Here is a 21615-nt window from a genome sequence, read left to right on the forward strand (position 1 = left end):
GTGAATGGGTTCAGGTAAGGCACGGCGAGAATCGCAAAATGCCGGGTGTTGGCCGTCAAAACCGACAGGCCGTTCAAACGGGCAGTGGCTGCGAGGCAAGGTCGCGTGAGCGCCAAAACAGCGCTGGTCGAGCTCCTCCTGCCGCTCGCCGCAGTCGCCTTCGGCATGACAGCCTTCGCGATCATGGCGCGCCTGGCTGGCTGAGGCGACGCCGTTGGTGTTCGTAGCGGCGCCGGCCTTTCTGCCAGGCCGAGAATTCGTTGGGCCAGGACTAGAAACGAAACGTTCCGTTCCTATTTGGTGGATCTCACCACCAAATTCCCGGAGCCGCACCATGCGCTATAACCAACTTGGAAACACGGGGATGTTCGTCTCCGAACTTTGCCTCGGCACGATGACCTTCGGCGCCGCCGGCGAAAATGCCCAATGGGGCCTGATCGCCAGCCTCGACCAGGACGGATCGTCCAGCGCTCGCTCGCCGCCGGCGTCAATTTCTTCGACACCGCTGACGTCTATTCCTTCGGCGCATCGGAACGGCTTCTCGGCCAGTCGCTCAGGAATCTCGGCATCAACCGGCAGGATGTGATCATCGCCACCAAGGTCCATGGCGCCATGGGCGACGGCCCCAACCAGCGCGGTTCCTCGCGCGGCCACATCATGGATTCGGTTGAGGCCAGTCTCGAGCGGCTGCAGCTCGACCATATCGATCTCTATCAGCTTCACGGCACCGACACGGTGACGCCGATCGATGAGACACTCAGAGCGCTCGACGATCTGGTTGCCAGCGGCAAGGTCCGCTATATCGGCGTTTCGAACTGGGCGGCCTGGCGCATTGCCAAGGCACTGGGGCATCGCCGAGCGCAAGGGCTTTGCCCGTTTCGAGACCGTCCAGTCCTATTACTCGATCGCCGGCCGCGATCTGGAGCGCGAGATCGTGCCGCTGCTCAACGAGGAGAAGCTTGGGCTGATGGTCTGGTCGCCGATGGCGGGCGGTCTGCTCTCCGGCAAATACGGGCCCGGTGCCCCCGGCAACGGCGAGGGCCGCCGCGCCAGCTTCAATTTTCCGCCGGTCAAGGAAGACCACGCCTGGGCGGCGGTTGCCGTCATGCGCGAGATCGCCGCCAAGCACGGCGTCAGCGTCGCCACGGTGGCACTCGGCTATGTCCTGGCAAAGCCCTTCGTGATGAGCGTGATCATCGGCGCCAGCCGCATGGAGCAGCTCGAACAGAACCTTGCCGCCACCGAGTTGAAGCTCGACAGCGACGATCTTGCTCGTCTCGACGAGGTCAGCGCGCTGCCATCCGAATATCCGGTCTGGATGCTCGAGCGTCAGGCGGCTGGCCGGCGGCCGGCGCCCTTTGCGCCGAAAAAGTAATTCAAACGCATCTTCGCTTTGATGTTTCGGGAGCCGGCGGGCCCCCGATCTTTTTGGGTTCAGGTCAGCCGGACCGTCTCGACCAGAAAATCGAGAAAGGCCCGCACCCGTGCCGGCAAATGCTTGCCCTGCCCGACATAGACGGCATGGGTGAGCTCCTCGTCGCCGGGGTTGAAGTTCTCCAGCAGCGGCACCAGCCGCCCGGCGGCGATATCGGGTTCCACATGCCAGCGCGCCAGCCGGGCGATGCCTGTCCCCGAGAGCGCCATCAGCCGCATCGCCTCGCCGTCACTGACCAGCGCATTTCCGGTGATCGGGACGACAATGGCCTCGCCGCCCGCACCGACGAAAGGCCAGCCGTCGATATGGCGCACGAAGCAGAAACCCATCCGGTTGTGATGATCGAGATCGGCCGGCGTTCGGGGCGTGCCATGCGTCCTGAGGTAGGACGGCGCGGCGACGACGACCACTGGACTTTGCCCGAGCTTGCGCGCCACCAACCGTGATTCGCCGAGCGGCCCGGCACGGATGGCGACATCGGCGCGCTCCTCCATCAGGTCGATGACGCTGTCGGTCAAAACCAGATCGACAGCGATTTCCGGATAGCGCTCGAGGAAACGCGGCAAAAGCGGGATCAGCCGGTGCTGCCCGAACGGCACGTAGCTGTTGACGCGCAGCCGCCCACGCGGAGCGGCGCCGGCCGCCGCCTCGCGCTCGGCTGCCGCCATGTCGGCCAGGATGCGTACGCCGCTGTCGAAGAAGGCCGCTCCCTCCGGTGTCAGCTGCAGCTTGCGTGTCGAACGGCTGATCAGCCGCGCGCCGAGCCGCGCCTCCAGCCGTGCAATCAGCTTGCTCACCGCCGACGGCGTCATCCGCAGCATCCGCGCCGCAGCCGAAAAGCTGCCCGTTTCCACGACGCCGACGAACACTTCGATCTCGCCGGAGCGGTTGATGTCTGGTCTCGCCATTGGTGAATCTATTTCACAGACAATGTGCCTGACGCAAGGCTGGTTCACAGCACATTGCGACACGATCTTCCGGGTCGGGGCGTGGGAGGACACGGCGTCCCGTCTTCAAAACTGGCCGTCATCGAAAGTGGGAACCGCCATGCCTCTTGCCCTTTACGCCCTCGCCGCCGGTGCATTTGGCATCGGTGTCACCGAATTCGTCATAATGGGCCTTCTGCTCGACGTCAGCACCGATCTCGGCGTCTCGATCTCGGCCGCCGGCCAGCTGATCTCAGGCTATGCGCTGGGCGTCGTTGTCGGCGCGCCGCTGCTGACGATCGCCACTGGCCGCTGGCCGCGCAAGAGCGTGCTTCTGGCGCTGATGGCGATCTTCACGCTGGGCAACCTCGCCTGTGCGCTGGCCCCCGACTACTGGACACTGATGGGCGCCCGCGTGCTCACCGCCTTTGCCCACGGTACCTTCTTCGGCGTTGGTTCGGTCGTTGCGACTGGGCTGGTGGCGCCCAACAAGAAAGCCTCGGCGATCGCCCTGATGTTCACCGGTCTGACCGTCGCCAACATCCTCGGCGTGCCCTTCGGCACATGGCTCGGCCAAGCCTTCGGCTGGCGGGCGACCTTCTGGGCTGTAACCCTGGTCGGTATCGTCGCCTTCGCCATCATTCTCCTCCTGGTGCCGCGCAGCCAGGCAGCGCTGGAAAAGAGCGATCTGCGCGGCGATCTCGCCGTGCTCGGCCGCGCGCCGGTTCTGCTTGGCTTCGCCACCACCGTGCTTGGCTATGCCGGCGTCTTCGCCGTCTTCACCTATATCGCCCCCTTGCTGACCGAGATCACCGGTTTTGAGGAAACTGCCGTGTCGCCGATCCTGCTTGTCTTCGGCGGCGGCCTCATCGCCGGCAACCTGCTTGGCGGCAAGTTCGCCGACCGATCGCTGGTGCCTTCCGTTCTCGGCAGTCTCGTCGTGCTGGCGCTGGTGCTGGGCACGATGACCTTTGCCCTGCGTAGCCCGGCGATGGCCGTCATCTATGTCGGCCTGCTCGGCGCCGCCGCGTTCGCCACCGTGGCGCCGCTGCAGATTTGGGTGCTGGAAAAGGCTGAAGGCGCCGGTCAGAGCCTGGCCTCGTCGTTCAACATCGCCGCCTTCAATCTCGGCAACGCCGCCGGCGCCTGGCTCGGCGGCATGGTGATCGCCCATGGCCCCGGCCTCGACGCCGTCACCTGGGTTGCCGCCCTGCTGCCACTCTCGGCGCTGGCCGTGGCGGGATTAGCACTGCGCCTCGACCGCAGCTCGATGCTCGGCGCTCCGGCATCCGCCCGGTCGTGACGATCCCAAACAAATCCAACCACCCTTCGATACAGGAGCAAAACCATGGATTATCGACGTCTTGGCGCCTCGGGCCTGAAGGTCCCGGCGCTCTCCTTCGGCGCTGGAACCTTCGGTGGTTCGGGGCCGCTATTCGGCGCCTGGGGCAATAGCGATGCGACGGAAGCGCGGCGGCTGATCGACATCTGCCTGGAGGCCGGCGTCAACCTGTTCGACACCGCCGACGTCTATTCGAACGGCGCCTCCGAAGAGGTGCTCGGCGCAGCCATCAAGGGCCGCCGCGATGCCGTGCTGATCTCGACCAAGACCTCGCTGCCGATGGGCGACGGACCTAACGATGCCGGCTCCTCCCGTTCGCGTCTCATCAAGGCCGTCGAGGACGCGCTCAAGCGTCTCGGCACCGATTACATCGACTTGCTGCAACTGCACGCTTTCGACGCCGCAACGCCGATCGAGGAAGTGCTGTCGACGCTGGACAGTCTCATGCGCGCCGGCAAGCTGCGCTATGTTGGCGTCTCCAACTTTTCCGGCTGGCAAGTGATGAAATCGCTCGGCCTAGCGGACAAGCACGGCTATCCGCGCTACGTCGCCCATCAGGTCTACTACTCGCTGGTCGGGCGCGATTATGAATGGGAGCTGATGCCGCTCGGCCTCGACCAGGGTGTTGGCGCGCTGGTGTGGAGCCCGCTCGGCTGGGGCCGCCTGACCGGCAAGATCCGTCGCGGCGAGCCACTGCCGGACAAAAGCCGGCTCCACGACACCGCAAGCTTCGGGCCACCTGTCGAGGACGAGCAGCTCTACCGGGTCGTCGATGCGCTCGAAGCCGTGGCCAAGGAAACCGGCAAGACCGTGCCGCAGATCGCCATCAACTGGTTGCTGCAGCGGCCGACCGTCGCCTCAGTCATCATCGGCGCGCGCAACGAGGAACAGCTGCGCCAGAACCTCGGCGCCGTCGGCTGGTCATTGACATCAGACCAGACAAAGAAGCTGGACGCCGCAAGCGCCGTTACCGCACCCTATCCGTATTTCCCCTATCGCCGGCAGGAGGGTTTTGCCCGGCTGAGCCCGCCTGCGGTCTGACCGGAGGCGACCGTTCGTTTCGGGTAACCATCATGAACATTCGGGATTAGCCGCAAACTTCGTCATCCCAGGGCGAAGCAGGAGCGAAGCTCCGTCGCGGAGACCCTTGGATCCATGCCGTAACTTTGGCCGCTGAGTGCAGCAGAGCAGAATTTTGCCCCGCAGCAGCACTTTGAAGTCACGGCATGGATCCTGGGGTCTGCGCCGCGTCGCTTCGCTCCTTGCTCCAGGATGACGAAGCTCCGGGACGTATTCGCCAATCGCCAAGGCATGCGATTCGTCACGCAAGCAGCCCGTCAAACGTCCTGCGCCGTTGCCTAATGCAGCACGAACTCGCCGTCGACCTTTTGCCATTCGTTGGGCGCGATCAGCTTCTGGTGTGTATAGCTCACCGAATGCAGCGGGCCATCGAGCTTGGTCTGCCAGAACTCGATGAAACGGATCAGCACCGGAAATTTCGGAGCGATGTCGTAGTCCTGCCAGATGAAGCTCTGCAGCAGATGCGGATGATCGGGAAAATGATAAAGGATCTTGGCCGTGGTCAAGCCATAGCCCTTGAGCATCAGGTCCATTTCGGAATGGTCGCGCATCGCGGTCCCCTGGTTGATTCTCCTTTCCTCCCAATTTGAAATTGTGCGCGCTATTTGCTTAATCGTCTATTGATACTTCGTAGTTAGAGGCCAGGTTTACGACGCAAAAACATGCGGTTAGCAGCGATGGCGGTCGAGTGCTGATAGCGGCGAAAACGACGTCTGCGGCATCCCGCCGCGCGAATCCAACGTCTAATGTTGCCGTCACCGCGGAACTGTTAATAATGCGCGCGAATTCGCGGCCGCTTCGCCGCGATGCTGCTCGGCGAGCAAGCTGACAGTTGGTCTTGGGAGGGAATGGAAAAATGTCCGAGGTTCATGTCCATCGCGTCCAGCCGGCGTGGAAGAAGAATGCCCTGATCGACAATGACACCTATATGAAATGGTACGCCGACAGCGTGAAGAACCCGGACAAGTTCTGGGGCAAGCACGGCAAGCGCATCGACTGGTTCAAGCCCTACAGCAAGGTCAAGAACACCTCCTTCGACGGCAAGGTCTCGATCAAATGGTTCGAGGACGGCGAGACCAATGTTTCCTGGAACTGCATCGACCGGCATCTGAAGAAGCGCGGCGACCAGACCGCCATCATCTGGGAAGGCGACAATCCCTACGACGACAGGAAGATCACCTATAACGAGCTCCACGCGCATGTCTGCCGGCTCGCCAACGTGATGAAGAAGCACGGCGTCAAGAAGGGCGACCGCGTCACCATTTACATGCCGATGATCCCGGAAGCCGCCTATGCAATGCTCGCCTGCACGCGGATCGGCGCCATCCATTCGGTGGTCTTTGGCGGCTTTTCGCCGGACGCGCTGGCCGGCCGCATCGACGACTGTAAGTCGACCTTCGTCATCACTGCCGACGAGGGCGTGCGCGGCGGCAAGCCGGTCCCGCTGAAGGACAACACCGACAAAGCGATCGAGATCGCCGCCAAGGCCGGAACGAAAGTCGAGAAGGTCGTGGTCGTGCGCCGCACCGGCGGCAAGACCGGCTGGGTGGGCGGACGCGACGTCTGGTACCACGACGAGGTCGCAACGGTTAAGCCCGAGTGCAAGCCGGAGAAGATGAAGGCCGAGGACCCGCTGTTCATCCTCTACACGTCGGGTTCGACCGGCAAGCCGAAGGGCGTGCTGCACACCACGGCAGGCTATCTCGTCTATGTCTCGATGACCCACCAACATGTCTTCGACTACCATGACGGCGATATCTACTGGTGTACCGCCGATGTCGGCTGGGTCACCGGCCACAGCTACATCGTCTACGGGCCGCTCGCCAACGGCGCCACCACGCTGATGTTCGAAGGCGTGCCGAACTACCCGTCGCAGTCCCGGTTCTGGGAGGTCATCGACAAGCACAAGGTCAACATCTTCTACACCGCGCCGACGGCGTTGCGGGCGCTGATGGGCGCCGGCGACGCCCACGTCGCCAGGACGTCGCGCAAATCGCTGCGCGTGCTCGGCACGGTCGGCGAGCCGATCAATCCGGAAGCCTGGGAGTGGTATTTCAACGTCGTCGGCAACGGCAAGGTGCCGATCGTCGACACATGGTGGCAGACCGAGACCGGCGGCATCCTGATCACGCCTCTGCCCGGCGCCACCCACCTCAAGGCAGGTTCCGCGACGCGGCCGTTCTTCGGCGTCAAGCCGCAACTGGTCGACGGCGACGGCAAGGTGCTGGACGGTGTTGCAAGCGGCAATCTCTGCATCGCCGATTCATGGCCAGGCCAGATGCGCACCGTCTATGGCGACCACGAGCGCTTCGTGCAGACCTATTTCTCGACCTACAAGGGCAAATATTTTACCGGCGACGGCTGCCGCCGCGACGCCGATGGCTACTACTGGATCACCGGCCGCGTTGACGACGTCATCAATGTCTCCGGCCACCGCATGGGCACGGCCGAGGTCGAATCCGCGCTGGTTTCGCACGAGAAAGTCTCGGAAGCGGCCGTCGTCGGCTATCCGCACGACATCAAGGGCCAGGGGATCTACTGTTATGTCACATTGATGGCCGGCGAGAAGCCGAGCGAGGAGTTGCGCAAGGAACTCGTCGCCCATGTCCGCAAGGACATCGGCGCCATCGCCACGCCCGACAAGATCCAGTTCGCTCCGGGCCTGCCGAAAACCCGCTCGGGCAAGATCATGCGACGCATCCTGCGCAAGATCGCCGAGGACGATTTTGCCGCGCTCGGCGATACCTCGACGCTGGCCGACCCGGCGGTCGTCGACGACCTCATCGCCAACCGGCAGAACAAGCGGGCCTGATGCCCGCCTCGATGGAGATCGGCACTGTCAGCGAGCTCTGGCGCTATCCGGCGAGTTCGCTCGCCGGCGAACGCCAGGATGTGATCTCCGTCGGCCCTGAGACCATCGACGGCGACCGCCTGTTCGGCCTTGTCGACGCCTCCGACGGTGAGATCGCGCGGCCTGACCGCGAGGCGAAATGGCACAAGGTGCCGCTCATTCGGGCCCGGTTGTCGCAAGCCCGCCAACTCGAGATTGCTACACCGCAGGGTGACTGGCTGCCAGCGCCCGGAGCCGAATGTGACGGGGCCGTTTCTGCCTTTCTCGGCTTCGCGGCCTCGATCCGGCCGTTTCGCCAGAAAGACGCGCCGGACTACACCGGCCTTCTGACCGCCGAGCGTTACCGCAAGGCGCCCATCCACCTCCTGACCACCGCTTCGCTGGCGCGCCTAAAGGCGTTGCATCCGGAAGGCGCCGCCGACCCGCGCCGCTTCCGCCCCAACATCGTCGTCGACGTGGCGGCGATTGAGGGATCATTCCCGGAGACGGAATGGATCGGACGCAAACTGGCGATCGGCGATCTGCGGCTGACCATCTCCGAACCATGCCGCCGCTGCGGCTTCACCATCATCGCCCAGGACGGCTTCGACCACGACGCGGCGATCCTGCGCAATCTGGTCCGCCACAACGCGCACAATTTCGGCGTCTATTGCACGGTTGACCGGCCAGCGCGCGTTGAGATCGGTGCAACCATGCGGTTCGTGTAGTTCCCCAAAGGCCTTTCGTGTCTTCGTCATCCTGGGCCGAAGCAAGGAGCGAAGCGACGCCGCGCAGACCCGAGGATGACGAAGGCGCGGGTGGCGACGGCCTCCAATCCGTCTTCCAGGACCGGCGCATCCCTATCGATAAAGGTCAGCCCGCGTCGGCGGCAGGCCGCTTGGACCCCGCGCGCGCTTGGTGACGACGGTCTGGAAAATCTGGGCCGAGGCGCGTTCGAAAGTGATCGAACAGCCGGTGAGATAAAGCAGCCAGAGGCGCGCCTTGGCTTCGCCGACCTCGGCGATCGCTTCGTCGAAGCGTGCGTGGAGGCGCTCTGCCCACAGACGGCAGGTGCGGGCGTAGTGCTCGCGCAAATTCTCGACATCGTAGACGAGGAAACCGTGCGCTTCGAGATTGCCGAGCGTCATGCCGATCGTGTCCAGCTCACCGCCGGGAAAGATGTATTTGATCAGCGCCTTGAATTCCGGGCCCTTGCGCAAGGTCTTCTTGATGCTGCCCTTGTCGCGCCGGGTGATGGCGTGATGCAGATAGATGCCGCCCGGTTTGAGCAGGCGATGGATGGTCGAGAAATAGGCGGCGTGGTTGGCCAGCCCCAGATGCTCGAACATGCCGATCGACGAGATCTTGTCGAAGGAGCCGGACAGTTCGGCATAGGACTTTATCTCGATGGTGATGCGATCCTCCAGCCGCTCAGCGCGGATGCGCTCGCGGGCGAGCTGGGTCTGGGCTTCCGACAGCGAGACGCCGTGGCCGACGACGCCGTAATGTTTCGCGGCATGGATGAGCATGGCCCCCCAGCCGCAGCCGATGTCGAGCAGCCTTTCGCCGCGCTTCAGCCGGAGCTTGCGGCAGATGTGGTCGAGCTTGTCTTTCTGCGCCTGGTCGATGTCGTTGGCGAAATCGGTGAAATAGCCGCAGCTATAGACCATGCGGTCGTCGAGGAAGAGCCGGTAGAAGGCGTTCGAAATGTCGTAGTGGTGCTGGATCGCTTGCCTGTTCGATCCGCTGACGAAGGGGTTGCGCCCGGAAAGGTCGGTCCGCGCCGTCATCTGTTTTCTCGAAAAAAGCACGGCCGGCAAGTCGCGCAGGACCGCGAGCTTGGGCAACGACTTGAGCTTCGTCCTGAGTTTACCGTGCGCGGGCAGGGCGTAGAAATCGAACAGCGAACCGTCTTCCACGTCGATGGTCTTGGAAATCCACATTTCGATCAGCGTCGAGAGGTTGGGCCGACGCATCACCTGCCAGACGATGTCCTGGTCGTTGATGGTGACCACGGGGCCGGTGGGGGGCCCGATCCGCTCGCCGTTCCACAGCTTGACCGCGAAACCTGGCTTCAATGTCTCGATGACCGTTCGAACGATCCGTGCGGCTCTGTCGGCTGCCTCCATCCCCATCCTCCCCTGCTCAGCACGCTGGCGGTGCGGCAGCGACTTTGCCTGTCCGATCGGATAGCCGCAAGCAGTTAGCGGCAAACGCGTACGGCATTTTCACCATGGCGCCTTGCCATTTGCAGATCGACACCCCATCATGAGGGCGTCTTCAACAAATCGAAAGGAGGTGATCCGATGTCGAGTGATTTCGTTTTCCAGAACGTGGCCTCAGCGGATTGCACTTTCGGGAAGCAGTCTTCCCGTTAAGGCGCGAGATGCGCGGCTGGCGACGCCTGGAGCGCCGCGCGTCCTTTGGACACGCAAAGGACGCTCCAGCACTTAAAGTCTACACGTCGCTGCCATGAGCCGCGCCATGGACGGAAACACGGAAGGCCGCCGGCTTCGAAAGAAGCGGCGGCCTTTTCCTTGTCCGGATCCTGTCAGGTAAATGCCCTCTATTTGGTCAATGCCAGGCTTTCGATGTTGCGCGCTATCTCCTGGAAAGCCTGGTTGAGTTCCGTCCCGTTGGCGGCCTGATAGAAGTGCTTGATCTTGGCGGTATCCGGGCTCGCGCAATTCTGCAGTGTCGCCTCGGCATTCCCCTCGTTGAGATCGAAACCGATGGTGAAGATTTCGATACCCTTGTCGCGCATGGCGGTACAGAGCGTCTTGGCTGCCGTGCGGGTCGGTTCCTTGCCCGCATCATTGTAGACCTCACCGACAGTGCTGGCATCGAAGTAGGACAGGTTGAACTCGCCGTCGGTCATCAGGATCGCGATTTTGGCGACCTTGTTCGGATCCGCCTTGGCCGGCCGCTGCGAAGCATTCATCACGCTGCCCCAGCTTTCCGAAAGCATGTACCAGGTCCACTGCACGCCGATATGGCCCGCGGTGCCGCCCGATGCGACAAAGTTCTTGATGACATTCTTGAGCGCCGCGGCGTCCGCCGTCAGCGGCTTCAACGTGGCGGCCGGGCAGCCAGCCGTGCCGGTCTGCCACGCAAAGGAAGACAACAGGTAATCGCGATTGACCATGCTGATGTCGGGACCTGCATCCGAATATTGATAGGTGCCCTTGCGCTCGGTGGCGCAATTGTCCGGGCGCATTAAGCCGGAGACGTACTGTATGGCGCCATTGCCTGGCGCCTGCTTGCGCTGGCTGGTCGAGGTTCGACATAGACGCTGCTGGCAGCAAGCGCGCCGGCATTCACCGAATTGGCGTATGGTACGATAGAGACACGCACCCGAGGGTTGGAGGAGTCCTGGCCGCCCAGGAAGCTGTCGACCGCATTCGCTGCAGCTGTCCTCAGATCGATGATCTTCTGGCCGGCCATCGACCCTGTGACGTCGAGCATCATCGCCACTTCGATCGTCTTGTCCGAATAGATCGCTGTCGTCGATGCGGCAACGCGCTTCATCTCACCCATGCTGAAAAGCGGAAAATAAAGGCCGAGATCGACATGTAGGTCCGCCTGAACCGTCTTGGCGGTCCTGTCGATGGTCAATTTGTCGAGGATGATCCGATCAGCCTGCAGGATGCCCGCTCGGCTGTTGGCATCGAGAAACGCCTGCACCGACTTGTTGGCGTCGGCCTCCTTGATGACACCGGTCGTCAGGTCGCGCGCTGTCGAGGTCACCGCCGCATCGACCACGCCTTGCAAGCTCGACTTGGCGTTATAAAGCTGGGAAACGTTAACGGCAAAGCCGGCGCCCAGCGCCAGCACCGACGCAACCATGCCGAACAGAACCGCGAAATTTCCGCTTCGATCCCCGGCAAAGCTGCCGATCGCGTGAAAAAGACCCCCAAAATGCCGCATGCTTCCGCCTCCATTCGCCACGACCTCGAGGCCGTGTGAAGGCGCATTGCAGGATTCCGGCCGGATGGCGTCGCAAAGGGGCCGAAAGCTACCGGCTCATTGTCAAACCGTTGTTTCTGCTTGGTTTCGAAATGCGGCAGGATGAACAACCGGTAAACGACAAGCCGCTGCGGCAGTTTCGTTTACCAAGCGCTTACCATGATCACGCCGTCCGCAGTGGAGCACCAGAACTCGATCCCGATCCGGCACAGGCGGCCTGTGCCGAAGCGGATCAGGCGTGTCAGATCCTATAGGACGGCACAGCTCAGATGACGATTGGAATGGGACGCACGCCGTTCGTGCTTGCGCTTCTATGCCAGCATCTGCGCGCTGGCGGTCCTGTCGACGCCGCGATGGGGCGGGTTGAACAGGTTGCTTTCCTGCTCGTAGGTCCAGACCTTGAACAGGCTGAGCCGGTGCGGGCCGAAACTGTGCAGCAGCGGCACGTCGGTCGCGTCGCGACCGCGCGCGATGACGACGCGGCCGATCCTCGGCACGTTGTGGCGGGGGTCGAACGTGTACCATTTGCCGTCGAGGAACACTTCCAGCCACGCCGAAAAATCCATCGGTGCCGGGTCGACCGGTACGCCGATGTCACCGAGATAGCCGTTCACGTAGCGGGCGGGGATGTTCATGCAGCGGCAGAGCGTGATCGCCAGATGAGCGAAGTCGCGGCAGACGCCGACGCGCTCTTCATGCGCCTGCGCCGCCGTGCGGGTCGGGCGCGCGTAGCCGTATCCGAAGGACAGACGGTTATGGACATAGTCGACGATCGCCTGCACCCGCGCCCAACCGGATGGAACAGGCCCGAAAACCTGCCAGGCCAGATCGCTGAGATGATCGGTCTCGCAATAGCGACTGCCGAGCAGATAGCAGAGCACGTCGTCGGGCAACTCCGCCACCGGCACTTGCCTTGCCAGCGGGTTGACCTCGTCGGTCTCGCCGCTGTCCTCGACGACGGCGTCGTAAAGAATGCGAAAGCCGCCGCCAGGCGCCGTGAAGCGGCGGCAGGTGTTACCATAGAGATCGTGATAGAGCCGGGTTGGGACGGAAGGCGAGGTCAGCACGCGCGTCTGCCGCTTGATGTCGGCCTGGCGCTCCTGGTGGATCTCGAGCAGCGAAATCACCGGAGTGGCTTCAGCACAGTCGATGGCGATTTCGTAGCCGAGCCGAATCAGCATCGCGGTTCCCCGTTTTTGAGCATCGTGGAAGAGAGCCCGATCAACGCGAGACGGTTCGCCGTGGTTCCCTGGTATTGTCGAAAAGGCGATCTCGAGCCTTCCCATGCAGCCGACGCGACGTTACGGTCGATCGACAGGTTTTTGGTCCCTCCGAAACAACCTCCCGAGATAGCAGATGTTCGCAGGCAAGAAATTCGCAGCCTTCCTGTTCGATATGGATGGCACAGTGGTCAATTCGATTGCCGCCGCAGAAAGGGTCTGGGCAGATTGGGCACGCCGGCAAGGTCTCGACGTTGCCGCATTCCTGCCGACGATCCACGGCGTGCGGGCGATCGAGACCATCGCTCGGCTGGCGCTTCCAGGCGTCGATCCGATGCGCGAGGCCGATGCGCTTCTGCAGGCCGAGGCGGCCGATATCGACGGCATCCTTCCGATCGCCGGCGCCGCGGCGTTTCTGGCGTCGCTGCCGCCCGAGCGCTGGGCCATCGTCACGTCCGCGCCGCGCGAGCTGGCTCTCCTGCGCATCGCGGCCGCCGGCATCCCGCTTCCCGCCATCCTTGTCGCGGCCGAGGACGTTTCCCACGGCAAGCCGGCGCCCGATTGCTTCCGGCTGGCGGCCGAGCGGCTGGGCGTCGACGCGCGCGACTGTCTCGTTTTCGAAGATGCGCCCGCCGGAATATCGGCGGCCGAGGCCGCAGGAGCTACGGTCGTGGTGATCAGCGCCACCCACCAGCATCCGTTGCAAACGCCGCACGCCGCGATCGCCTCTTATGACGGGCTAGGCATTACGGTCGACGACCGAGGCTGGGTTGTCCTCGCGGCGGAGCGAGCTGCGGCGTAGGGTGCCCTTAGAAATCGCTGGTCAGGCCTTTCACCTCCCAGTCGCCATAGCGGCCGGGTTCCTTGCCGCCACGCCCGCCGATCTCCCGGGGCACCGCGGCTTCCTGCTGGCGATAGCGTTCGCGCCGTGCTTCCGCCTCCGCCAAAGCGCGGCGGGCTGCCGGCGTCAGCATCTTTTGCGTCGCGCCGTGACCGGGGCCGGCGTTTGTATTACTGGTTTCAGCTGTTTTTTTGGTTTCGTCGATCATCCGATATTCCCGGCGGATTGAAAGTGGCCCCATTTGAAACTGGCCCCATTTGAAACCGGCCCCAATTGAAACACGGCCGCACGTTTCCCATCATATAGCGATGAGCCGATAGCGATCGACCCCTTTTTACGCAGGGCCGGCAGAAACGGGAGCAGACGATGAACACACTTCGCACCGCCATGCTTTTGGCCGCGATGACCGCGCTGTTCATGGGCGTCGGTTATCTGATCGGCGGAACGGGCGGCATGATGATCGCCTTGCTGATTGCCGCCGGCATGAACCTGTTCAGCTATTGGAACGCCGACAAGATGGTGCTGTCGATGAACCGCGCCGTCGAGGTCGACGAAAGGAACGCCCCGGAATATTACGCCATCGTGCAGAGCCTCGCCAGACAGGCCGGCCTGCCGATGCCGAAAACCTATCTGATCGACAATCCGCAGCCCAACGCCTTCGCCACCGGCCGCAACCCGCAGAATGCCGCGGTCGCCGCCACCACCGGGTTGCTGCAGCAACTGTCGCATGAGGAGGTCGCCGCGGTGATGGCGCACGAGCTCGCCCATGTGCAGCACCGCGACACGCTGACCATGACGATCGTCGCCACGCTTGCCGGCGCGATCTCGATGTTCGGCAATTTCGCCTTCTTTTTCGGCGGCAACCGCGACAACAACAATTCCTTCGGCATTATTGGCGTGCTGGTGGCGATGATCGTGGCGCCGTTTGCCGCGATGATTGTGCAGATGGCGATCAGCCGCACCCGCGAATACGAGGCCGACCGGCGCGGCGCCGAGATCTGTGGACAGCCGCTTTGGCTCGCTTCGGCCCTTGACAAGATCGCCCGTGGCGCCGCACGCATCCGCAACCCGGATGCAGAGCGCAATCCGGCGACCGCCCACCTCTTCATCATCAATCCCCTTTCCGGCGAGCGCATGGACAGTCTGTTTTCCACCCACCCGAACACCGACAACCGCATCGCGGCTTTGCAGGCGATGGCGCGGGACATGACATCCGCCCCCGCGCAGCGGCAGGCCCCGATGCCGCGGCAGGCGGACGTGCAGCGCCCGTCGGGCCCGTGGGAGAAGGCCGCCGAGCAGCCTGAGCAGCCGACTGAACCGGCCAGGCCGAAATCCAACCCGTGGGGCCGCAATCCGACCGGACCCAAAGGCCCGTGGTCGTGAGCGAAGCGAAACGCCGGCACCGAATTTCAGGCGATCATGAAAACAATGCAGCGAGCCCCGGCGAGCCCGTCGCCGGCCTTGCCGCGCGTAAGGCGGCGGCACGGCTGCTTGCCGCCGTTATCGATGCCAGGACGCCGCTCGACGGGCTGACCGACCACGAGAACGGCCATCCGCAATACAAGGCGCTCGACCTGCGCGACCGGGCGCTGGTGCGCGCTATACTGGTCACTGCGCTGCGCTTCCGCATGACCATATCAGGGCTGCTGGCCCGTCGCCTGGAAAAGCCGCTGCCGCCCAATGCCACCGCGCTTTCGCATATTCTGCATGTGGCGGCGGCACAGATCCTGTTCCTCGACATTCCCGACAGCGCCGCCGTCGACCTTGCCGTGACCCACGCCAAGTCCGATCCGCGCACAGTGCGCTTCTCCGGTCTCGTCAACGGCGTGTTGCGCACGCTGGCACGGTCCAAGCAGGCCGAGCTGGCTGCAGCGCTTGCCGCCACCGACGAAGCGCCGAAATGGTTTTCCGACCGGCTGAAAGCTGCCTATGGCGCCGATAAGGCCAGGCAAATCCTCGCCGCCCACAGGTATGAGGCGCCGGTCGACTTCACCGCCAAGTCCGATCCCGCGCTGTGGGCCGAGCGGCTCGGCGGCATCGTGCTGCCGACCGGCACGGTGCGCGTGGAGAAACTCAGCGCCTCCGTGACCGAGCTGCCCGGCTTCGAAGACGGTGCCTGGTGGGTTCAGGATGCCGCCGCCAGTCTTCCGGCCCGGCTCTTCGGCGACATCAGGGGTTTGCGCGTCGCCGATCTCTGTGCCGCCCCTGGCGGCAAGACCGCTCAGCTCATTCTCGGCGGCGCCGAGGTCACCGCGATCGATTCCTCGAAGAACCGGTTGGCGCGGCTGTCGCAGAATCTCGAACGGCTTGGTCTGTCCGCGGAGATCGTCCAGGCCGATCTGCTCAAATATCAGCCGGCAGAACTGTTCGACGCCGTTCTCCTCGATGCACCGTGCTCTTCGACCGGCACGGTTCGACGGCATCCCGACGTGCCCTGGACGAAGACGGCTGCCGACGTCGAAAAACTCGCCGAGCTGCAGCGAAGGCTGCTCGCCCGCGCCATCACCCTGGTCAGGCCCGGCGGCCGCATCGTCTTTTCCAACTGTTCGCTCGACCCGCTCGAAGGCGAGGCGCTTCACCGCGCCTTCCTCGCCGGAACGGCTGATATCGTCGACGATCCGGTCCGCCCGGGCGAGATCGCCAGCATCGATCCCTTCCTGACCCCGCAAGGCACGCTGCGCACCACGCCCGCCGATCTGGAGCTCGGCTCACCGGAACGGTCCGGCCTGGACGGCTTCTTCGCCGCCCGGATGCGCAGAGCCGGCTAATGCTGAAAATTTGTCGAGTATTTTAGGAAGAATCCTGCGGAAAACAGGCTGAACGCCAAGGCCTTCATGGAATTCGCCTTCGCATAAGTTCTTGAATCATATAACTTGTCTTCGGGTTGAGGGGCATCAGGAGGGCTTTTGGCGATCGCTGCCGGCAGCACGACGCGTCTATGGACGCTTGTCGCGAAGGAGTTCTGGCGCAAGACGCGCCGGCGCCTGCGTGCCGGGCCGTTCTATCGCTGGCGCTACTCCGGCCGCACACCGGAACGCGTTTTGATCGCTCCGCCGGACCTGCGCCTGGCCGACCCGCAGATCGCGCTCGAGATCTATTATGGCCGCTATCCGCTGTCGGGACATATGGTCGAGACCGGCGGCAAGTCGCCCTTCCAGATCGCCGTGGCCAATCCCGGCTGGCAAAAGGCCCTGCACGGCTTTCGCTGGCTGCGCCATATGCGCGCCGCCGGCACCGAGCTCGCCGCCGCCAATGCCCGCGCGCTGGTCTCCGATTGGATCACTATCCACGGCAGCAACATTTCCGGTGTCGCCTGGGAGCCCGGCACGACGGCCAAGCGCGTCATTGCCTGGCTGCAGCATTCCTCGGTGGTGCTGCAGGGTGCTGAATTTCCCTTATACCGGGCCTTCCTGAAATCGCTGGCCATGCAGCTCCGCTATCTCAGGGCGATGGCACGCGAGATGCCGGACGGCAAGGACAGGCTGCGCGCCCGCATCGCGCTTGCCTTTGCCGCTCTGTCACTGCCGGCGCCGGCATCGGCGCTGCGCGGTGCGACCCGCAACCTCGCCGAGGAGCTCGACCGCCAGATTCTGCCGGATGGCGGCCATATTTCCCGCAATCCGATGGCCGTGCTTGAAATCCTCGCCGACCTTCTGCCGCTGCGCCAGACTTATGCCAATCAAGCCGAAACGCCGCCGGCGGCGCTGATGGGCGCCATCGACCGTATGCTGCCGGCGCTGCGCTTCTTTCGCCACCAGAACGGCAGCCTCGCCCGCTTCAACGGCATGGGCGCGACCATCCACGACCGCATCGCCACCATTCTGCGCCACGACGACACCGCCGGCGCGCCGTTGCTGCACGCGCCGCATTCGGGCTACGAACGTCTCTCCATGGGCGGCGTCACCGTGATCGCCGATACCGGTGCGCCGCCGCCCATCGATGTTTCCAACGCGGCGCACGCCGGATGCCTGGCCTTCGAGCTGTCTTCCGGCCGCCAGCACTATGTCGTCAACGCCGGCGTCGACACCTATGGCGCCGCCGAATTCCGGCCGCTTGCCCGCGCCACGGCCGCCCATTCCACCGCCACCATCAACGACACCTCGTCGGCGCGCTTCAGCCACTCGCTGCGCGTCAACGATCTGCTCGGCACGCCGTTGATTGGCGGCCCGCAGCATGTGCCTTGCAAGCGCATCGACCAGCAAGGCAGCCAGGGTTTTCTGGCCCGCCACGACGGCTATGTCGCGCGCTTGGGCTTCCTGCATGAGCGCGAACTGAAATTGTCGACGAACGGCAATGTGCTCGCCGGCAGGGATCGCATTCTGCGGCCGGGCGGCGCGGCAATCCGCAACAACGGGCGCGATTTCGTCACGGTACGCTTCCATATCCATCCCGACATAGGCCTGCTCCAGGACGAACACGGTCGCCTGGTGCTGACCGCCGATCAGGCCGACACATGGGTGTTCACCTGCACCGAGGTGACGCCCGAGGTCGAGGAATCGATTTATTTCGCCGGTCTTGGCGGCCCGCGCCGCAGCCGGCAGATCGTGCTGGCCTTCAAGGCATCGGAGGTTTCCGAGGTCCATTGGCAACTGACGCGAACGGCGATCGCCGGTCCTCCGGCAAAAAGCTGAGACTGCAGGTGGCAGCGGCGAATGGTCCGAGCCTAGGGCAAAGGATGCTCTGGTAGCTTGATTTCCGGTCGCCATGTGCTACGGCGCGCGGACACTTTCCCAACCAGCCGTGAAAGGCCGCCAGCCCATGGCCGTCGCCGCCAAGAACATTCCCGCGCCCGACCTCGTTCCCGTTCGCCGCGCGCTGCTTTCCGTTTTCGACAAGACCGGGCTCATCGATTTCGCCAGGGCGCTGGCCGCGGCCGGCGTCGAGCTCGTCTCCACCGGCGGCACGGCAAAGGCGATCGCCGAGGCAGGCATGGCCGTACGCGATGTCTCCGACCTTACCGGCTTTCCCGAGATCATGGACGGCCGCGTCAAGACGCTGCATCCGTCCGTGCATGGCGCGCTGCTTGGCGTGCGCGACGATCCCGAACACGCCGCGGCGATGCGCGATCATGGCATCGAGCCGATCGATCTCGTCGTCTCCAATCTCTATCCTTTCGAGGATGTCCGCCGCTCCGGCGCCGCTTACGCCTCGATCGTCGAGAACATCGACATAGGCGGCCCGGCGATGATCCGCGCCTCGGCCAAGAACCACGCATACGTCGCCATCGTCACCGATCCCGAGGACTACGCCTCGGTGCTCAACGCCCTGGAGATGAATTTCGGCTCGCTCTCGCTGGATTTCCGCAAGAAGCTGGCGGCCAAGGCGTTCGCCCGCACCGCCAGCTATGATGCGGCTATCTCCGGCTGGTTCGCCGAAGCGCTGGAGATCGAGCATCCCACCTGGCGCGCCTTCGGCGGCAGGCTGGACCAGGTGATGCGCTACGGCGAGAACCCGCACCAGAGCGCCGGCTTCTACGTCGACGGCGACAAGCGGCCGGGCGTCGCGACGGCGCGCCAGCTTCAGGGCAAGCAGCTTTCCTACAACAATATCAACGACACCGATGCCGCCTTCGAACTGGTCGGCGAGTTCGACCCGGCCCGCTCCGCCGCCGTCGCCATCATCAAGCACGCCAACCCGTGTGGCGTCGCTGAGGGCGCTTCGTTGAAGGCGGCATACGCCAAGGCGCTTGCCTGCGATCCGGTCTCGGCCTTTGGCGGCATTGTCGCGATGAACCGTACCCTCGATGCCGAGGCCGCCGAAGAGATCGTCAAAACCTTCACCGAGGTCATCATCGCGCCGGGCGCCTCGGAAGAAGCAATCCGCATCGTCGCCGCCAAGAAGAATCTGCGCTTGCTTGTCACCGGCGGCCTGCCCGATCCGCGCACGGCCGGCTCCATCGTGAAATCCGTTTCCGGCGGGTTGCTCGTCCAGGGCCGCGACAATGCGGTGGTCGATGACCTCGACCTGAAAGTGGTGACCAGGCGGGCGCCGACGCCGGCCGAAATGGCCGATCTCAAATTCGCCTTTCGCGTCGCCAAGCACGTCAAGTCGAACGCCATCGTCTATGTCAGAGACGGTGCCACCGTTGGCATCGGCGCCGGCCAAATGAGCCGGGTCGATTCCTCACGCATCGCCGCGCGCAAGGCACTCGACGCGGCCGAGGCTGCCGGTCTGGCCGAGCGGCTGACCAAAAATTCTGTCGTCGCCTCGGACGCCTTTTTCCCGTTCGCCGACGGGCTTTTGTCTGCCATCGAAGCCGGTGCTACCGCCGTCATCCAGCCGGGCGGCTCGATGCGCGACGACGATGTCATCGCCGCCGCCGACGCGCACGGCATCGCCATGGTATTTACCGGCGTGAGGCACTTCAGGCATTGATTGCTATGCCGGTGTAGAGGCGTTCTGAGAATTCGCTCCGCTGAGTCGGATGGCGGGGTTTTCGAGAACCGGAGCGGAGCGGACATTGAGTCCGTGAGCACCGGAAGCGCAGAAAATCGCGTCAGGCGACCGGCGGAGTAGAATTATCGAACGTCTCTCACTCCGCCGGCCGGTTGTCCGCGGGATACGGCGTGCGGACCAGGATCGCCAGGCCGACGCCGAGGAACAGCACGATTGCCGCCATGCCTAGCCGTGACGAGCCGCTGGCCAAGGTGATCGTGGCCACCATGAATGGCGCGGCAAAACTGGTCGCCCGCCCGGCCAGCGCATAGATGCCGAAATAGCGGCCTGATTCGGCAGCGGTGACGCTGCGCGCCATGTAGGAGCGCGACGATGCCTGCACCGGCCCGAAGGCAAGCCCGATCAGCAGACCGAAAAAGATGTAGGCTTTTTCGGCCCGTGTACCGAACAACCCGCCGCTATCGGCTCCGGGCATCATCCAGGCACCGAACAGCGTGTAGCCCGGCCCGGTCGAGACGATGCCGATCGTGGCGATGCTGAGCAGGACAAGCGAAATCATCACTATGGTCTTGGAGCCAAGCGCCACGTCGAGGCGTGCGGCAACCAGGCAGCCGACGATGGCGACGACGTTGAGGATGATGCCGAACAGGCCGATCTCGGTGATCGACCAGTGGAACATCGCCGCCGCAAAGGCACCGCCCAGCGCAAGCAACGCATTGACGCCATCCTGGTAGATCATGCGGGCGACGAGAAAGCGGAAGATGCCGCTGCGCTTGCGTATTTCGCCCAGCGTCGATTTCAGTTCCGACAGTCCCTCGCGCACCGCCGGTCGAAGGGGAATGCCCTTCGCGGCATCCGGTGTGAAAAAGAACATTGGCAGGATGAACAGGAAATACCAGGCCGCTGACAGGGGTCCGGTCGCCCGTGCGTCCTCGCCGAGTTTCGGATCGAGCCCGAGGACCGGGTCGAGGCCGACGATGGTCTTGCCGGTTTCCGGTGAACTGGCCATGAAGGCGACGACGAAGATCAGAACGATCATGCCGCCGAGATAGCCTAGACCCCATGCCATATTCGAGATTCGGCCGATTTCGCTCTTCGGCACCAGACGCGGCATCATCGAATCGTTGAAGACGGTCGAGAATTCCGCCGCGACCGAGGCCAGCGAGAAGAACAGCACGACCAGGAAAAGGTTCGAACCGGGAGCAGCGAACCACAGTAGGCAAAGACTGGTGATCTTGATCGCGGCGAAGAGTGCGATCCACGGTTTTCGCGGGCCGGTCTGATCGGCGATCGAGCCGAGGATCGGTGACAGCACGGCGATCGCCAGACCCGCCGCGGCGATGCCGTAACCCCATGCCGCCTGGCCCGTTTCCGGATCGCTCGCCATGCGCGAGACGAAGTAGGGCCCGAAGATAAAGGTGGTGATGACCGTGAAGAATGGCTGTGCTGCCCAGTCGAACAGCATCCATCCCCGGATGCCGCGTTCCGGCGCTCGCTGCACTGCTACCTCGGCCATATGCCCTCCCACGAACGGCGCCCCGAAGTGGGGCACCGTTTCGCTCTATAGCGCAGTTCTTGC

The 21615-nt window shown here is 63.8% G+C and carries 18 protein-coding genes and 1 pseudogene; 11 read left to right on the forward strand and 8 right to left on the reverse strand.

Annotated elements, in window-relative coordinates:
- The first annotated feature begins 334 nt into the window (after nucleotides 1-334).
- Nucleotides 335-1375 (forward strand): annotated as a pseudogene (locus tag NKH36_RS19375) (aldo/keto reductase).
- 59 nt (nucleotides 1376-1434) lie between these two features.
- Here NKH36_RS19375 and NKH36_RS19380 read toward each other — a convergent pair.
- Entirely contained in the window at nucleotides 1435-2343 is a 909-nt protein-coding gene (locus NKH36_RS19380; protein WP_352958073.1) for a LysR family transcriptional regulator, read from the reverse strand.
- A 139-nt stretch (nucleotides 2344-2482) separates the two neighbouring features.
- Between NKH36_RS19380 and NKH36_RS19385 the strand changes: the two genes are divergently transcribed.
- Nucleotides 2483-3664: an MFS transporter gene (locus tag NKH36_RS19385; protein ID WP_352958072.1), complete on the forward strand. Its 1182-nt coding sequence runs from the start codon at nucleotides 2483-2485 to the stop codon at nucleotides 3662-3664.
- A gap of 45 nt (nucleotides 3665-3709) precedes the next feature.
- Entirely contained in the window at nucleotides 3710-4744 is a 1035-nt protein-coding gene (locus NKH36_RS19390; protein ID WP_352958071.1) for an aldo/keto reductase, read from the forward strand.
- Between the two features lie 317 nt (nucleotides 4745-5061).
- Here NKH36_RS19390 and NKH36_RS19395 read toward each other — a convergent pair whose 3' ends face one another.
- Nucleotides 5062-5334, reverse strand: coding sequence for an usg protein (locus tag NKH36_RS19395; RefSeq protein ID WP_352958070.1), 273 nt, complete (start codon nucleotides 5332-5334; stop codon nucleotides 5062-5064).
- 305 nt (nucleotides 5335-5639) lie between these two features.
- On the opposite strand from NKH36_RS19395, the gene acs reads away from it, so the two are divergent.
- Together acs and NKH36_RS19405 are read left to right on the forward strand one after the other, a co-directional pair.
- Nucleotides 5640-7595, forward strand: coding sequence for an acetate--CoA ligase (gene acs / locus NKH36_RS19400; protein ID WP_352958069.1), 1956 nt, complete (start codon nucleotides 5640-5642; stop codon nucleotides 7593-7595).
- Nucleotides 7595-8341 (forward strand): MOSC domain-containing protein, encoded by a 747-nt coding sequence (locus tag NKH36_RS19405; RefSeq protein ID WP_352958068.1) that lies wholly within the window; start codon nucleotides 7595-7597, stop codon nucleotides 8339-8341. Before acs ends, NKH36_RS19405 begins: the two co-directional genes overlap by 1 nt.
- Before the next feature lie 132 nt (nucleotides 8342-8473).
- On the opposite strand, the gene NKH36_RS19410 is transcribed toward NKH36_RS19405, so the two are convergent.
- The 3 genes from NKH36_RS19410 to NKH36_RS19420 form a co-directional block, all read right to left on the reverse strand.
- The gene (locus NKH36_RS19410) at nucleotides 8474-9742 is read right to left on the reverse strand and encodes a class I SAM-dependent methyltransferase (RefSeq protein ID WP_352958067.1); all 1269 of its coding nucleotides are present in this window, start codon (nucleotides 9740-9742) and stop codon (nucleotides 8474-8476) included.
- A 437-nt stretch (nucleotides 9743-10179) separates the two neighbouring features.
- Nucleotides 10180-10830 (reverse strand): vWA domain-containing protein, encoded by a 651-nt coding sequence (locus NKH36_RS19415; RefSeq protein ID WP_352958066.1) that lies wholly within the window; start codon nucleotides 10828-10830, stop codon nucleotides 10180-10182.
- A complete protein-coding gene (locus NKH36_RS19420; protein ID WP_352958065.1) occupies nucleotides 10830-11540 on the reverse strand; it encodes a pilus assembly protein TadG-related protein in 711 nt (236 codons plus the stop codon). The genes NKH36_RS19415 and NKH36_RS19420 overlap by 1 nt, the downstream gene beginning before the upstream one ends.
- A 35-nt stretch (nucleotides 11541-11575) precedes the next feature.
- On the opposite strand from NKH36_RS19420, the gene NKH36_RS19425 reads away from it, so the two are divergent.
- The gene (locus tag NKH36_RS19425; RefSeq protein WP_352958064.1) at nucleotides 11576-11833 is read left to right on the forward strand and encodes a hypothetical protein; all 258 of its coding nucleotides are present in this window, start codon (nucleotides 11576-11578) and stop codon (nucleotides 11831-11833) included.
- A gap of 57 nt (nucleotides 11834-11890) precedes the next feature.
- On the opposite strand, the gene NKH36_RS19430 is transcribed toward NKH36_RS19425, so the two are convergent.
- On the reverse strand, nucleotides 11891-12760 hold the full coding sequence (locus NKH36_RS19430; protein ID WP_352958063.1) for a transglutaminase-like domain-containing protein: 870 nt from the start codon (nucleotides 12758-12760) through the stop codon (nucleotides 11891-11893).
- A 175-nt stretch (nucleotides 12761-12935) separates the two neighbouring features.
- On the opposite strand from NKH36_RS19430, the gene NKH36_RS19435 reads away from it, so the two are divergent.
- Nucleotides 12936-13601: an HAD-IA family hydrolase gene (locus NKH36_RS19435; protein ID WP_352958062.1), complete on the forward strand. Its 666-nt coding sequence runs from the start codon at nucleotides 12936-12938 to the stop codon at nucleotides 13599-13601.
- 7 nt (nucleotides 13602-13608) lie between these two features.
- Here the strand turns inward: NKH36_RS19435 and NKH36_RS19440 are convergent, their stop codons facing one another.
- Nucleotides 13609-13848, reverse strand: a complete 240-nt coding sequence (locus NKH36_RS19440) for a DUF1674 domain-containing protein (RefSeq protein ID WP_352958061.1) — start codon at nucleotides 13846-13848, stop codon at nucleotides 13609-13611.
- Between the two features lie 158 nt (nucleotides 13849-14006).
- Here NKH36_RS19440 and htpX point away from each other — a divergent pair, with 158 nt between their 5' ends.
- From htpX to purH, 4 genes are all read left to right on the forward strand, one after another.
- The gene (gene htpX / locus NKH36_RS19445) at nucleotides 14007-15023 is read left to right on the forward strand and encodes a zinc metalloprotease HtpX (RefSeq protein WP_352958060.1); all 1017 of its coding nucleotides are present in this window, start codon (nucleotides 14007-14009) and stop codon (nucleotides 15021-15023) included.
- Nucleotides 15014-16408, forward strand: coding sequence for an RsmB/NOP family class I SAM-dependent RNA methyltransferase (locus tag NKH36_RS19450; protein ID WP_352958059.1), 1395 nt, complete (start codon nucleotides 15014-15016; stop codon nucleotides 16406-16408). Before htpX ends, NKH36_RS19450 begins: the two co-directional genes overlap by 10 nt.
- A gap of 138 nt (nucleotides 16409-16546) precedes the next feature.
- The gene (locus NKH36_RS19455; RefSeq protein WP_352963928.1) at nucleotides 16547-18271 is read left to right on the forward strand and encodes a heparinase II/III family protein; all 1725 of its coding nucleotides are present in this window, start codon (nucleotides 16547-16549) and stop codon (nucleotides 18269-18271) included.
- A 127-nt stretch (nucleotides 18272-18398) separates the two neighbouring features.
- The gene (purH, locus tag NKH36_RS19460) at nucleotides 18399-20015 is read left to right on the forward strand and encodes a bifunctional phosphoribosylaminoimidazolecarboxamide formyltransferase/IMP cyclohydrolase (protein WP_352958057.1); all 1617 of its coding nucleotides are present in this window, start codon (nucleotides 18399-18401) and stop codon (nucleotides 20013-20015) included.
- Nucleotides 20016-20172: 157 nt separating this feature from the next.
- Here purH and NKH36_RS19465 read toward each other — a convergent pair whose 3' ends face one another.
- Entirely contained in the window at nucleotides 20173-21552 is a 1380-nt protein-coding gene (locus tag NKH36_RS19465; protein WP_352958056.1) for an MFS transporter, read from the reverse strand.
- Nucleotides 21553-21615: the final 63 nt, after the last annotated feature.

Origin of the sequence: Mesorhizobium sp. M1312, from assembly GCF_040318115.1 — a bacterium.
Taxonomy (GTDB): Bacteria; Pseudomonadota; Alphaproteobacteria; order Rhizobiales; family Rhizobiaceae; genus Mesorhizobium.